At 39.2% G+C, this 14342-nt stretch carries 15 protein-coding genes; 12 read left to right on the forward strand and 3 right to left on the reverse strand.

Translation table 11 applies throughout. The features are described 5' to 3' along the window. Positions 1 to 57: 57 nt before the first annotated feature. Complete coding sequence (locus H5203_RS06200; RefSeq protein WP_145235895.1) at positions 58 to 3120, reverse strand: efflux RND transporter permease subunit; 3063 nt, start codon at positions 3118 to 3120, stop codon at positions 58 to 60. A gap of 1 nt (position 3121) precedes the next feature. Next, positions 3122 to 4204 (reverse strand): efflux RND transporter periplasmic adaptor subunit, encoded by a 1083-nt coding sequence (locus H5203_RS06205; RefSeq protein ID WP_145235892.1) that lies wholly within the window; start codon positions 4202 to 4204, stop codon positions 3122 to 3124. A gap of 122 nt (positions 4205 to 4326) precedes the next feature. Between H5203_RS06205 and H5203_RS06210 the strand changes: the two genes are divergently transcribed. Both H5203_RS06210 and H5203_RS06215 read left to right on the forward strand, forming a co-directional pair. After that, the gene (locus H5203_RS06210) at positions 4327 to 5220 is read left to right on the forward strand and encodes a LysR family transcriptional regulator (RefSeq protein ID WP_145235888.1); all 894 of its coding nucleotides are present in this window, start codon (positions 4327 to 4329) and stop codon (positions 5218 to 5220) included. Further along, the gene (locus H5203_RS06215; protein ID WP_145235885.1) at positions 5221 to 5526 is read left to right on the forward strand and encodes an MGMT family protein; all 306 of its coding nucleotides are present in this window, start codon (positions 5221 to 5223) and stop codon (positions 5524 to 5526) included. A 9-nt stretch (positions 5527 to 5535) separates the two neighbouring features. Here H5203_RS06215 and H5203_RS06220 read toward each other — a convergent pair whose 3' ends face one another. Beyond that, the gene (locus H5203_RS06220) at positions 5536 to 6174 is read right to left on the reverse strand and encodes a hemolysin III family protein (RefSeq protein ID WP_145235882.1); all 639 of its coding nucleotides are present in this window, start codon (positions 6172 to 6174) and stop codon (positions 5536 to 5538) included. A 255-nt stretch (positions 6175 to 6429) separates the two neighbouring features. On the opposite strand from H5203_RS06220, the gene H5203_RS06225 reads away from it, so the two are divergent. The 10 genes from H5203_RS06225 to H5203_RS06270 all read left to right on the forward strand — a co-directional run bounded on the left by H5203_RS06225 (position 6430) and on the right by H5203_RS06270 (position 14339). Further along, entirely contained in the window at positions 6430 to 6726 is a 297-nt protein-coding gene (locus H5203_RS06225) for a hypothetical protein (protein ID WP_182758265.1), read from the forward strand. A 213-nt stretch (positions 6727 to 6939) separates the two neighbouring features. Beyond that, the gene (locus tag H5203_RS06230; protein WP_145235874.1) at positions 6940 to 7518 is read left to right on the forward strand and encodes an LON peptidase substrate-binding domain-containing protein; all 579 of its coding nucleotides are present in this window, start codon (positions 6940 to 6942) and stop codon (positions 7516 to 7518) included. A gap of 66 nt (positions 7519 to 7584) precedes the next feature. Beyond that, positions 7585 to 8208 (forward strand): sigma-70 family RNA polymerase sigma factor, encoded by a 624-nt coding sequence (locus H5203_RS06235; RefSeq protein ID WP_182819519.1) that lies wholly within the window; start codon positions 7585 to 7587, stop codon positions 8206 to 8208. Next, positions 8201 to 8863, forward strand: coding sequence for a ChrR family anti-sigma-E factor (locus H5203_RS06240; protein ID WP_145235871.1), 663 nt, complete (start codon positions 8201 to 8203; stop codon positions 8861 to 8863). Before H5203_RS06235 ends, H5203_RS06240 begins: the two co-directional genes overlap by 8 nt. An 8-nt stretch (positions 8864 to 8871) precedes the next feature. Then, positions 8872 to 9825 carry a DUF523 and DUF1722 domain-containing protein gene (locus H5203_RS06245; protein WP_182731593.1) on the forward strand — a complete coding sequence of 318 codons (954 nt, stop codon included), beginning with the start codon at positions 8872 to 8874 and terminating at the stop codon, positions 9823 to 9825. Continuing rightward, on the forward strand, positions 9825 to 11219 hold the full coding sequence (gene phrB, locus H5203_RS06250; protein WP_182760060.1) for a deoxyribodipyrimidine photo-lyase: 1395 nt from the start codon (positions 9825 to 9827) through the stop codon (positions 11217 to 11219). Before H5203_RS06245 ends, phrB begins: the two co-directional genes overlap by 1 nt. 1 nt (position 11220) lies before the next feature. Beyond that, positions 11221 to 11649 (forward strand): nuclear transport factor 2 family protein, encoded by a 429-nt coding sequence (locus H5203_RS06255; RefSeq protein ID WP_182734157.1) that lies wholly within the window; start codon positions 11221 to 11223, stop codon positions 11647 to 11649. Beyond that, a complete protein-coding gene (locus tag H5203_RS06260) occupies positions 11649 to 12359 on the forward strand; it encodes an SDR family NAD(P)-dependent oxidoreductase (protein ID WP_169018644.1) in 711 nt (236 codons plus the stop codon). Before H5203_RS06255 ends, H5203_RS06260 begins: the two co-directional genes overlap by 1 nt. Further along, on the forward strand, positions 12356 to 13612 hold the full coding sequence (locus H5203_RS06265) for an NAD(P)/FAD-dependent oxidoreductase (protein ID WP_182734158.1): 1257 nt from the start codon (positions 12356 to 12358) through the stop codon (positions 13610 to 13612). The genes H5203_RS06260 and H5203_RS06265 overlap by 4 nt, the downstream gene beginning before the upstream one ends. Next, the gene (locus H5203_RS06270) at positions 13605 to 14339 is read left to right on the forward strand and encodes a DUF1365 domain-containing protein (protein WP_145235849.1); all 735 of its coding nucleotides are present in this window, start codon (positions 13605 to 13607) and stop codon (positions 14337 to 14339) included. The genes H5203_RS06265 and H5203_RS06270 overlap by 8 nt, the downstream gene beginning before the upstream one ends. Positions 14340 to 14342: the final 3 nt, after the last annotated feature.

Raw genomic sequence — 14342 nt, forward strand, 5'->3', positions numbered from 1 at the left:
CAAATTGTAAAACCAGGAACAACATAAATGGTGCTCCTGGTTTTATTTAAACCTCAGTTATTTTGCTTTTGGCACCTCAATTTTAAATAGCACGGTATAAAGCACCGGCACTACGATTAATGTCAACACGGTTGCAAAGCCTAAACCAAACATAATCGTCACCGCCATTGATTGGAAGAACACATCAAATAATAATGGGATCATTCCTAAAATGGTGGTGATTGCTGCCATCGCAACGGGGCGCACACGGCTTACACCGGAATCAAATACTGCTTGATAAGGCTCTTTGCCTTCACTGAGCTCAAGGTTGATCTGATCTACCAACACAATGCCATTTTTAATCAACATACCGCTTAAGCTTAATAACCCAAGTAGCGCCATAAAACTAAATGCGGCGTTCATCACTAGCAAGCCGGCGCTGACACCGATGATTGCTAAAGGTACTGTGGCCCAAATAACCAGTGGTTTTTTTACTGAGTTAAATAGCAACACAGTGACTGCAAACATCGCTAAATAGCCCAAAGGTAACGAGCCAAAAATAGCTTTTTTTGCCTTTGTTGATGATTCAAACTCACCGCCCCATTGTAATTCATAGCCATTAGGGAGTTTAATTGCTTCAATACCTGGCCTGACTCTTGAAAATAGTTTAGCGGGTGTTTCATCGCCTATTACGTCATGATCGGCCATTACTGTAATAGTACGTTTGCGATCGCGGCGCATTATTAGGCTGTCTTCCCACTGTACAACAAACTCATCCACCACTTGAGTAACTGGCACGAATACGCCTAATACTGGGCTGTATATTTGTAGGTCACGGAGGCTTTCAACATTAAGACGCTCTTGTGCAGGTGAGCGGGCAATAATTGGGATCTGTTGAGTACCATCTTTGTAAATGCCGACTTTTTTACCGGAAAAACTGGTTAATAATAGTTGGTCCAAGTCTGTTTTAGCGATACCCAGACGCCGCGCTTTTTGTTCGTTAAGTTGCGGGCGAATGAGTTTTGAGCGTTCACGCCAATCATCACGAATATTATAAGCACCGGCATCTTTTGCTAGCACTTCTTTTGCTTGTTTAGCTAATTGGCGAAGCACTACTGGATCAGCCCCCGAAAAACGCGCTTCTATTTTAGCATCAGTAGAAGGGCCTATTTCCATACGTTTTATTTTAAGCTTGGCATCAAATACATGGTTGTATTCATAGTCGCGAACTTTTGCAATCATCGTCGCCACTGCTTCGCGGTCTTTTACACGGATAATTAATTGACCATAAGCTGGGTATGATTTTTCAGGTGCGTAGGTCAACATAAACCGTGGTGCGCCTTGGCCTATCGTTGATGTTACTTCTTCGACCAGCTCATCTTTTTGTAAGAATGCTTCGAGTTTGGCGACGCCATCTAAAGTGGCATGAATATCAGCCCCTTGTGTATGCCAATAATCTACGTAAAACATTGGCGTGTTAGAAGCTGGAAAAAACGCTTGTTTAATAAACTTAAAGCCAAAAACAGAGCTAGCTAATAAAACGACCATCAACAATAAAGTGGTTTTACGAAAACGCATCGAGGTGCTTAATAAACTTTTATATAGATTAAAGATCACACCTTGATATGGGTCTTCATCATGGCTTTGCTGCTTGAGCTCTGTTTCTTTAAACATTAAGTCAGCAAAGAAAGGAGTTAAGGTAATGGCAGTGATCCAGCTTAATAATAATGAGATAAATAATACCCAAAATAAGCTGCCGGCAAATTCCCCACTAGCGTCAGAGCTTAAGCCAATTGGCGCAAATGCAGTAATAGCAATCACGGTTGCGCCAAGTAAAGGCCACTTTGTTTGCTCCACTATATTAGCCGCTGCTTTTATCTTTGTTTGCCCTCGCTTTAGGTTTATTAAAATACCTTCAGTGACTACGATGGCGTTATCAACCAACATTCCTAATGCAATGATCAGTGCACCTAAAGAGATACGTTGTAAATCAATCGCAAACAGTTTCATGAAAATGAATGTACCTAATACGGTCAGCAATAAAATTGCCCCGATCAGTACGCCACTTTTAAAGCCCATAAAGACAAGCAGGACAACAATAACGATAGCGACAGCTTCGAGTAAGCTGATGATAAAGCCATTGACTGATTTTTCGACTTCAACAGGTTGGTTATAAACGGTATTTATTTCCATGCCATGGGGGCGCTGATATTCAAGCGATGCTAAATGCGCTTTAATGTTATCGCCTATATCCACAACGTTTACACCACTGCTAAACGATACGCCAACGAGCAAGGCTTGCTGCTGGTTAAAACGGATTACATTATTAGGTACTTCGGCGTATTCACGAAACACCGTTGCAACGTCACCGAGGTAAATCAGTTCATTTTCACCTGGTTTTGAGATCAGTAGATTTTCGAGCTCTTTTACGTCTTTGAATTCGCCTGTTGGGTGCAGTCTAATTGATTCATCGCCTACGCGTATTTTACCTGCATTCGATACGGTATTTTGTGATTGCAATAATTGATATATTCTAGTTGGTGCAATACCAAGCTGCGCCAGCTTACGCGTCGATATTTCAACCATCACCTGTGCTTGTTGTTCACCACTGACGGTCACTTTACCTACGCCGTCAACGAGTACCAGTTCGCGCTTTAAGTAATCAACATAGTTTTTTAGTTCGTCATAAGAGTAACCATCGCCAGTGACGGCATACATTACGCCGTATACGTCGCCAAAATCATCTAAAATGGTACTTGGGTATACACCACTTGGCAGTGATGAAGCGTTATCGTTAATCTTGCGCCGTAGCTCATCCCAAATTTGTCGTAAGTCTTGTTTGCGATAGTTGCTTTTCATTTCAACGGTAATTTGTGATTTCCCTGGAGATGAAATGCTGGTTACGTAATCCACATACGGCAATTGTTGAATTGCATTTTCAATCGGAAAAGTAACTTCATCTTCTACCTGTTGTGGTGAAGCGCCAGGATATAAGGTGATCACCATGGCTTTTTTTATTGTAAATTCAGGGTCCTCAAGCTGACCAAGTCCTAAATAAGATACTACGCCACCGATTAATAGTAATAGCGCGCACATCCAACTGACGACCTTTTGTTTTATGGCAAGTTCAGCAATGCTCATTTTATAAGCCTCGCTCTTTTTGCCACGGACGTACTTGCATGCCTTCTTTAAGGTAGTGAACACCAGCCGCGACCACAGTTTGACCTTGCTCTAAACCAGCAAGCACTTCAATACCACGTCGATGTAATTGGCCAACTTCAACAGCTTGCTTTTTCACCTTGCCAGTCTGTGGATCGTATAGCCAGACATAGCTGTTATTAGTAGGCTGTGTTGGTTCAGAGAACACCGCTTCAACAGGGAGTAAAATATAGTGTGATTGCGAGTGAGTAACTTTACTTAGATCAATATCTACACTGCCGGTCATGCCTGCCAACAGGTTAAAATCTTTAGGCACTGGTAATGAAAATACCACCTTGTAAGTTAATGTGGCTGGATCTGCTTGGGTGTCGAATTCTTTAATCATTAAGGTATATGATTTATTTGGGAAACCGTCAAAAACCACGCTTGGCTGATAGTCAATGTCTTTATCAATACGGGCGATTAGTTTTTCGGGTACTTGAATGATCACATCCATTAAATCACGGGTTTCTAAGCGAAGAATGTTTTGTTTTGCTTGGATATTCTCAAAGTTTTTAACAAACACTTTGGAAACGGTGCCGCTAAAAGGGGCACGTAATTCGCTATTATCTAAGTTGGTTTTTGCAATTTTTAATGCCGACTCAGCTACCTGTTTATTGGCAAGTGCCTGATCAAGTTCGGATTGACTGGTAATTGATTTATTAAATAGTTTTTGTACGCGTTCAAGTTGCGAGTGCGCCAATTCAAAACGTGCTTTTCGCTCATCATATTGCAGTTGAAAATCTTCAGGGTCTAACTTGGCAAGGAGTTGATCTTTTTCAACATGTTGACCTGCCAATGCCGGGAACTCTAATAACTCACCGTTAACTCTAAACGCCAAATAAGAGCCTTGATTTGCCACTACTTCTGCCGGAAAACTGCGTATTGTCTGATCTGAGTTAGTATCAATTTCAAATAGTTTTACTGGACGAATAGCTTGTTCGACGTGAGTGTCGGTATTTGATTCTTTACAGGCGACTAAACTCAGTATTAATGTTGATATAATTAAAACTGGCGACAGTTTCATGGTCTTCTCCGTGGCTATGAAAACATAAATTAGATGCAGCATACGCCGCGAACATATAAAATAAAAATTATTAAATTTTAAAAAGATCATAAATAAAATTTATGATTTTAAGTTGGACCATTATGAACTTAGTGCAGTTAAAAATGCTTGATGCCATTGTTCGCACTCAAAGCTTGTCGCAAGCTGCTTTAGCACTGTATAAATCGCAACCAGCTTTAACGTTAGCTATTAAGAAACTTGAAGCTGAGCTTGGTTTTGAATTGTTAGATCGTAGCCATTATCGATTGCAATTAACTGAAAAGGGTCGTATTTATCATCGCGAAGCAGCATTATTATTAGATGCTCAGGCACATTTAGCACAACTGGCCAGTGAACTTGCACTTGGTAATGAAGCAAATTACAAAATTTGTTATGAGCAGTTATGTCACCAAGCACTGTATAACGATATTATTTGCAATGCTTTTGTTAAACATACCAGCACCGAGTTTAGTGTAACCAGCGGAAAGCGCTTTGTTTCTCTTGAGCAAGTTAATAAAGGACAAGCAGACTTAGGGATTGGTCCGTGGTTTGATTTGTTTCATGCTACAGGCGATTTAGAAAGTTTACCGATTGGCAAGCTCGATATTGGTATTGTTAGTGTGACAGGATTAGTGCCAGATAAAGTAACTTATCAACAATTACAGAACTTTCCTTGTTTAGCGATGTTTGAAAGTGATATGAGTTTTGACTCTGATCGTTTATCGTATTCAAAAGGCTCTACCATGATGAAAATTGATGATATATCAACTTTAAAATCGTTTTTATTATCGGGAGCTGGCTGGGCAATGATGAGTTTAGCGCATTGTCAAAATGAACTTGAAAGTGGTGTATTACAACAAATTAAAATACTAGACAGAGAAAATACGTTTAGCGCACAGATCAGAGTATTCCGACAAAATGCCACTCATCATGGACCCGTGGCAAGAGCCGTGTGGCAAGATTTTAAGCAGTTAAGTAAAACGTTTTTAGGGTCGTAAATGCAAGCCAGTAAAGAAGACAAAATTTATACTGTGATGGCGAATATACCGCCAGGAAAAGTAGCCAGTTATGGACAAGTAGCGGCAATGGCAGGATTGCTAAATAATGCTCGGCTAGTAGGGCGGTTATTAAAGTTAATGCCAAAAGATTCAAGCATACCTTGGCATAGAGTGATCAACAGCCAAGGTAAAATTTCTTTTCCTGAAGGGACAGCGCAGTACCAAAAGCAATATCAATTACTGCAAAGTGAAGGCGTAATTTTTAAAAATGGTCGTGTTAATATGCGTCAATTTCAGTGGGACTAATTAAAAAATTTAACCGACCGTAATAATATAGCGGCTGATTGCAATATAGTGACAAACACAGCCTGCAATCACAAATACATGCCAAAGTGCGTGGCTATATTGACGACTTTTAGCACTATAAAAGAGTGTGCCGAGACTATACAAAATCCCTCCACTGAGTAACCACCATAGTGCGTTTACTGGCACATTTAAATAAAGCGGGTAGACAATTGCAACTGCAAACCAACCCATTAATAAATATGTTGATAAAGACACCTTTTTGTTTTGTTTTTTCACCATTAATTTATAGCACACTCCGCCAAGTGCTAAAGACCATATAAATACCAGCGTTAAAATCGACCAAATTCCGGTTAATGAGAGTACTAAAAAAGGGGTGTAAGTGCCTGCAATCAAAATATAAATAGCACAGTGGTCACATTTTTTATAAAAAGCCCGCGCACCTATGCTGCTACTACTGTGATAAAGCGTAGATGATAAAAACAGCAACAATAAACTACCGCCATAAACAATTGCACTGACCGTTGCTTCAATCGTGTGTGTCTTGCTGATCAGCTCCCACAATACAAACAATGAAAATATAACGCCTGCGCCGTGAGACAGGCTATTAAGTTGCTCTTCTTTTTTAGAATAAGCGGGTTCAACCGACATGACATACTCATCATAAAACATTAATTTGGATTTGAGTGTACAAGTGTACGCTGAAACTTTCAATGCTTATTTATTGACTATATTTTGGTTTTTTTAACCAATTTGAATGGTTTTAAAATTCACATCATCAAAAGGTTATGCACTTGTGTGATTTAAAGTGAATAAAAAACAATTAGTTAGAATTTATTTCGTGGTTGGCACAACCTTTGATTAAGTAATAGCGACTAACTTAATAACACAATAGGGAATACCATCATGAAAAGCATTATTAAACTATCTGTTGCAGCACTTTTGGTTGTTGGTTCTACACAAGCAAGTGCAAATGACGGTCAATTAGATATTACTCAAACGCTATCAAACAGCATTGCACAATACATTGAAAGTACGAGTAATGAATTACAAAGCAAATTAAAACAGTCATTGTTTAGTGATTCGCAAAAAATGTTAACCGAACTGTTTTCTCAGCAAAGCGAGCAATCAGCTGAAGTAGGTGTAGCTGAAAATACATCACAACTCGTTGCAACTAGCAATGCAGTAAAAGTTGAGGGTTAAAGTAATGAGCAGCGAATTAGGATTATTAGCTTTAATGTTAGCACCCGTTGTAAGCTTGTTAAGTGCGTATGCATCAGTTGAATTGTTACGTAATGTAGGGCAGTGGCTAAACATAGGCTAAGGGGATACCGATAAGTAATAATCAGTAACATTGATCTTGTTTGCTGCAGTGCACGTAACGTAATGCATAGTTAAACTGATGTAGTGAGCCTTATGAAACGTGCAATCTTTCCATTACCTGTATTTATTTTACCAAGTGGGTATACGCGGTTAAGAATTTTCGAACCTCGTTATCTTGATATGGTAAAAGAATCACTTAAAAATGATCATGGATTTGTTCTTTGCCAGTATGATGTTGATAGTCATCTCAACGTTCCTAAGTATGGATGCTTAGTGGATATTATTGACTTTTCACAAGATCAACAAGGGCAATTACTGATTGATGTGGTGGCCAAATCTGTGGTTGAGTTAACTGATGTAACTGAAGATAAGCAGCAGCTACGTTTCGGTCAGCTATCAGCACCTACAATGCCTTTTTGGTTTGAACAACCCCATAATTTAGATCGCGATGATACATATTTAGTAACTGCTTTAGAGCAGTTGTTTGATGTTAATACAGAATTAACCGATTTATATCGCCAGACACACTTTGATGATTTGAACTGGGTTATTGCTAGATGGCTTGAATTATTACCTATTTCAATTGATAAAAAACAACAGCTTGCCTTTAAATCAGACTTTGCGAATATTCACTCTTTCCTTCATACTGTGATTAATAACGAATTTTCCTAATTAATATGATCTTAATTTAGTTGCCCTGCGTATTGAATAAGCAAGAACACTAATGGGAATATTATGATGGTGAGTCAACAACTTTCAACACGTTGTGAACCTAACACAGGTAATTACACTGCCATGCCACAAACGCCAAGCAAAGAACTTGCTGATGCATTATCTGCGGTTGCAGCTAATCGCGATAAACAAGCATTCGCTTATTTATTTGCGTACTTTTCACCAAAAATAAAACGCTTTGGTATCAAGCAATTTAACTCAGAAGCACAAGCGATGGAATTAGTACAAGACACGCTAACTTCCGTGTGGCGAAAAGCACATCTCTATAATAATGATAAAGGCGCTGCTACAACGTGGGTATATACCGTAATGCGAAACGCATCATTTGATATGCTCAGAAAAATGAAAAGTAATAAAGAAGATAATATTAGCGAAGATATTTGGCCGTTAGTTGAGCAACATGATAATGCTGACTATGAATTTAGTGATCATCTTGAAAATCAACAAATAAAAAATTACCTAGATAAATTACCCCAAGCTCAACGCGATGTGGTTAAAGGCGTTTATTTTCAAGATATGTCACAAGAGCAACTTGCAGAACAATTGAACATTCCAATTGGTACCGTGAAGTCACGTTTACGTTTAGCGTTACAAAAATTACGCAATGAAATGGGAGACAGCAATGATTAAACATCACCCAAGCGATGCGCTATTAGCGCAGTATTGTAATGCGTCATTACCGGCAAGTATAAACGTCGCCGTCGCTATTCATCTTGATATGTGTAGTTGCTGTAAAGAAAAAGTGCAACGCATTGAAGCAAACAATGCCGTAGATGTGTTTGGCACTGATGATGAGCATCCTCAAACTACAGATTTAGCTATTGATGAATTATCATTAATTGATGCAATTACAGCAGATGTAACTGCTGATGAGGTATACAAGGTCGCGCCTCAAACTATCCTTGTTAATCAGCAAAATTATCAATTGCCCCGTGCTCTTGCCCGTATTTCACATAGCAAATTTATGCAAATGGGGAAATTATCACGTTCTCGTATCGATCTAGATGATGGTGCGTTACGTTCTAGCTTATTGCACATTGATGCTGGTGGAGAAATCCCTGAACATACTCACACTGGTTTCGAATTGACTTTATTACTTGATGGCGAGTTTAGTGATGAAGAGGGTCAATATGTGCCTGGCGACTTTATGTGGCTCGACGGTCGTCATCAACATACCCCGATCACAGAAAAAGGTTGTTTATGTTACACAGTAGTCAGTAGTGCTCTACACTTTAAGAAGGGACTGAGTAAGTTACTCAATCCAATTGGCAATTTGATTTACTAGGAGTGTATATGCAGCAATCGACTATTCAAATAGGCATAAGTGCATGCCTTGCAGGTGAGAAAGTTCGGTTTGATAGTGGCCATAAAAAATCAAATTTTTGCATGGATGAATTCGCAAAACATGTTGAATATAAACGCTTTTGTCCCGAAGTGGCGGTAGGTCTACCGATCCCAAGACCGACAATTAGACAAGTTAAAGTAGGCACAACTATTAAAGTGTGCCGTCCTGACGGCAGTGGTGATGTTGGCCCACAATTGACAGAATATGGTAAAAAAGTTGCCACAGAGCAGGCTGCACAATTAAGCGGCTTTGTTTTTTGTGCTAAAAGTCCAAGCTGCGGCATGGAACGGATCAAAATATATAATGAAGCAGGCACAGGTAATACATCTGAAGGCGTGGGTTTTTTTGCTGCGCAAATTATGGCTCACAACCCATTGTTACCGTGTGAAGAAAATGGTCGTTTAAATGATATGCACTTGCGTGAAAACTTTGTGATGCGAGTGTTTACTTATAAAAACTGGCAATTGTTGCGTCAACAACCAGCAACCCTGCATAGGTTAACGCAGTTTCATGCGCAATATAAGTATTTGTTAATGGCTCACAATTATCAGGCATATAAAGATCTTGGTAATTTACTGGGCACCTATGTTGGCGATGATTTTGAGCAGCTTGCTGACGATTATATTGCAGGTTTAATGGGAGCGCTGAAAAGACCTGCATCACGCAAAAATAACAGCAATACTTTAATGCACTTACAAGGCTACTTTAAAAAACATTTATCCAAAATTGAAAAAGAAGAGCTACGAGATGCAATTGATGAATATCGCTCAGGTTTAGTGCCGCTGTATGTACCGCTGACACTCTTAAAACATCATTTGAAAGTACATCCAAACGAATACTTAGCAAAGCAAGTTTACTTCAACCCTTATCCTCACGAACTAAAATTACGCTACGGAATTTAATGAACACTGTATTTTGGTTTAGGCGCGATTTGCGCCTTTTTAATAATCATGCCCTTTATCAAGCAATCGACAATGGTTGTAAAGACGCTATATTTTTTATCACTGAGCAACAATGGCAACGCCATGGTGTTGCTTCAATACAAATTGATTTGCTAAAACGAAGGTTAAACTTCTTAGGTCAGTTACTAGCTGATAATGGCATCACCTTGCATATCATTGAAGCGGGTAATTACGCAGGATGTGTGCAGCAGTTAAGCGAGTTCTGCCAGCGACATTCAGTAACGCAGTTATTTGCCAATAAAGAATATGAAATTAATGAAGTTGAGCGCGATAACGCATTTTTACATCATGCTGATAAACTTAAAGTATCAGTTACCTTGTTTGATGGTGACGTGGTTGCACCGCCTGGAACGGTACTGAATCAAAGTGGTGAGATGTTTAAGGTGTTCACCCCTTTTAAAAATGCCTGGCTAAAGCAATATCAAGATACTCATTTTTATTTTCAAGCCCCCCCGACAATGTTTAGCCCAATACCTTGGCAAGGTTCAGCGTTACTTACCGGTGACGATTCCTCACATAAGTGGCCAGTTGATGATGCGTCATTAAGTCAAATCTGTGCCCGCTTTATCAGCGATAAATTACTCAGCTATAAAGATCAGCGAGATATTCCAAGTATTAAAGGCACATCAGGCTTAAGTCCGTATTTAGCTTTAGGAATTGTCAGCGTTCAGCAATTAATTGCTCTTGTACAGCAACAATATGTCGATGCTTTAAGTAGCTCTAAAAGCAATTTATTTACTTGGGTCAACGAGTTAGTGTGGCGTGAGTTTTATCGTCATTTAATTGTGGCTTATCCAAAACTTAATAAATATAACAACTTTAATGAGAAATATGACCCAGTAAAGTGGCGAACTGATGAGGCTGATTTTACTGCTTGGTGTGAAGGTAAAACAGGCTACCCGCTTGTTGATGCCGCTATGAGGCAGCTTATTCAAACTGGCTGGATGCATAATCGCTTACGAATGGTGGTTGCCAGTTTTCTTACCAAACACTTGTTAATTGATTGGCGTAAAGGTGAACGTTTCTTTATGCAGCATTTGATCGATGGCGATTTAGCGTCTAACAATGGCGGTTGGCAATGGGCTGCAAGTACCGGCTGCGATGCCCAGCCATACTTTAGAATATTCAACCCGATTACTCAAAGTGAGCGATTTGATCCTGATGGTCATTTTATTCGTAAGTATATACCGGAGTTGGAAAATGTGCCGAATAAGCAAATTCATTTTCCACATGAATATTTAGCGAAAAGCGGCAAAGCAAAAGCGGTTTATTGGCCAGCAATCGTTGATCATAAAACGGCTCGCTTACGAGCGCTTGATGCATTTAAGGTATGATATGAGCAACCACAGAACAGATAAATTTATCGCGATATACCAAAAGCTAAGTAAAGAAAATCTACATTTACTGAGTGATATTTATGCTGCAGATATTCACTTTTCTGATCCATTGCATGAAGTCGATGGTTTAGCTGACTTACATCAATATTTTGCTAAACTTTATAGTAATGTTATTGAATGCACGTTTGATATCAGTGACACTGTTAGTGTAGGCGATAATGCTTTTGTTTACTGGACTATGTATTATCGCCATCCAAAGCTTAGCAATGGCCAGCAAATAGCCGTAGCAGGCCATAGCAAGTTAACATTTACTGGTGACAAAATCAGCCTTCATAAAGACTACTTTGATGCTGGTGCATTACTTTATCGACATATCCCTATTCTCGGTTCAATTATTAAATACATAGATAATAAGGCAGCGGAATAATGATCACGCTTATAACAGGTGCAACATCAGGTATTGGTGAACAACTTGCGAAACTGTATGCGCAAGCCGGGGATACAGTGATCGCTTGTGGGCGTAACCAAGAAAAACTAAACGAACTTGCGCAACTAACGAATATTGAAAGTTGTCAGTTTGACGCTACTGATTTACAAGCAATACGAAGTAGCACTGTTGCTTATACGCAATTTGATCGCGTTATTCTTAATGCTGGCAATTGTGAGTATATCGATGATGCGCATAATTTTGACAGTGCATTGTTTACCCGCGTTGTTACTACTAATTTGCTTTCGATGGGTTATTGTCTTGAGGCTTTACTACCGAGGATAAAGTCCGGTGGTCAGTTGGTGATTGTCAGTTCAAGCGTAACTTATTTACCGTTACCGCGCTCTGAAGCATATGGCGCATCAAAAGCTGGGGTCAGTTACTTAGCAAAAAGTTTAGCCATTGATTTAGCTGATATTGACGTAACCTTAGTGCACCCAGGCTTTGTTAAAACACCGTTGACTCAAAAAAACGATTTTCCAATGCCAATGGCAGTTACTGCAGAAAAAGCGGCAAATTATATTATCAAAGGGGTCGCTAAGCGCCGCAAAGAGGTGCATTTTCCTTATCGTTTCACCCTTATTTTAAAATGTTTACGCATGTTGCCGCTGCCAATTTGGCTCATGCTTGCAAAAGGATTAAGTCGTTGAAAAAAATAGCAATTATAGGTTCTGGAATTGCAGGATTAAGCTGCGCGCATTTGTTGCACAAAAAGTATGATATTACGGTATTTGAAAAAAACAACTACATTGGTGGGCACACCGCAACGATAGATATACAGGTTGATGGTGTTAAGCATGCTATTGATACTGGCTTTATTGTTTTTAATGATCGCACTTACCCTTATTTTGAAAAGCTGTTAAAGCGCATCGGCGTTGAACGACAACCGACAGAAATGAGTTTTAGTGTGCATAATCAGCAAACTGGTTTTGAATACAATGGCCACACTTTTGCCAGTTTGTTTGCTCAAAAGCGCAATATATTTCGTCCGCGCTTTTGGAAGTTACTCAGTGATATTGTGCGTTTTAACACGTTGTGTAAAAAACTATATCATGACAACGACTACCAAAGTGAGCAGATGTTAGGTCAGTTGCTCGACCAACACGGTTTTAATGATTTTTTTCGTTACCATTATATTTTGCCAATGGGCGCGGCTATCTGGTCAACAAGTATTAAAGAAATGAGTAATGTAGGGGTTGAGTTTTTTGTAAAATTCTTTTTCAATCATGGCTTATTAGATATTACTAATCGTCCGCAGTGGTATGTTATTCCCGGTGGTTCAAGGGAATATATCAATCCATTGATCAGTGGTTTTAAAGATAAAATAAAATTGAACACGGATATACAGTCTATTTTTCGCACCCCAGAGCAGGTGTTGATCCGATTGAAAAATGGTACCGTTGAGCAATTTGATAAAGTTATTTTTGCTTGTCATTCTGATCAAGCTCTCGCTTTACTTGAAAACCCAAGCACTGATGAAAAAGCAATTTTATCAGCCATTCCCTACACTGAAAATTCAGTGATTTTGCATACTGACACTGCTTTGCTGCCAAAACGTAAAGCCGCATGGGCCAGTTGGAATTATCTACTTACCGATAATCTTGATAAAGCTGCTGTTGTGACTTATCAAATGAATATTTTGCAAGGCATAACAAGTAAAACGCAATTTTGTGTCACGCTTAATCACCGTGAGGGAATTGATAAAACTAAAATACTCCGAGAATTTACGTATCATCATCCAGTATTCAATAAAACGTCTATTGCTGCTCAGCAACAGAAACAGCTTATTGATGGAGCCAACAACAGTTATTTTTGTGGCGCTTATTGGTATAACGGATTTCACGAAGACGGCGTGAAAAGCGCTGTAGATGTTGCTCGCAAACTTGGGGTTGAATTTGAATAGTGCACTTTTAATCGGTGATGTTCGTCATCACCGATTAGCAATTAAAGCGCATAGCTTTAATTATCAGTTGTACATGATGTGGGTTGATCTTAATGCTCCTCAGCAACTTGATGGTGTTCACCCTTGGCTTGGAACAACAGGCTTTAAAGCACTTAAATTTAAACAATCAGATTATCTTAATCGTGATTTAGATACTCAACAACCAATCAAACAACGAGCAATTGATAAAATTGTCGAGCTGGGGATTACTGCTCCGTTTAGTAATGTTTATATGCTCGGACAGCTGCGCTGTTTTGGGGTGTATTTTAGCCCAGTTAACTTTTTCTTCTATGAAACGGCTGATGGCGATTTTCCCTATATGGTCGCTGAAGTGAGTAATACCCCCTGGAACGAGCGACACTATTACTTGGTTGATTTACACAAGAAAGTGAACTTTAAAAAGGCTTTCTCCGTATCACCATTTATGAATTTAGATATGGATTACCACTGGAAAGTGCGTTTAACAAAGCACAATACTATGATCCATATAGAAAATAAAAAAGATAATACGCTATTATTTACTGCCAGTTTGCGTTTACAACGCCAGTCACTCAGTCGTGCTGCGGTTACTGCGTTACTGAAACGTTTTCCTGCTATGACAATCACTGTGATGAAAGGAATTTACGTACAGGCGTTTAAACTATTTTGTAAGCGAGTGCCTTTTTTAGGTCACTCAGGCAAGAATTGATAA

It is taken from the genome of Pseudoalteromonas sp. SG41-1 (assembly GCF_014164575.1).
Lineage (GTDB): Bacteria > Pseudomonadota > Gammaproteobacteria > Enterobacterales > Alteromonadaceae > Pseudoalteromonas > Pseudoalteromonas rhizosphaerae.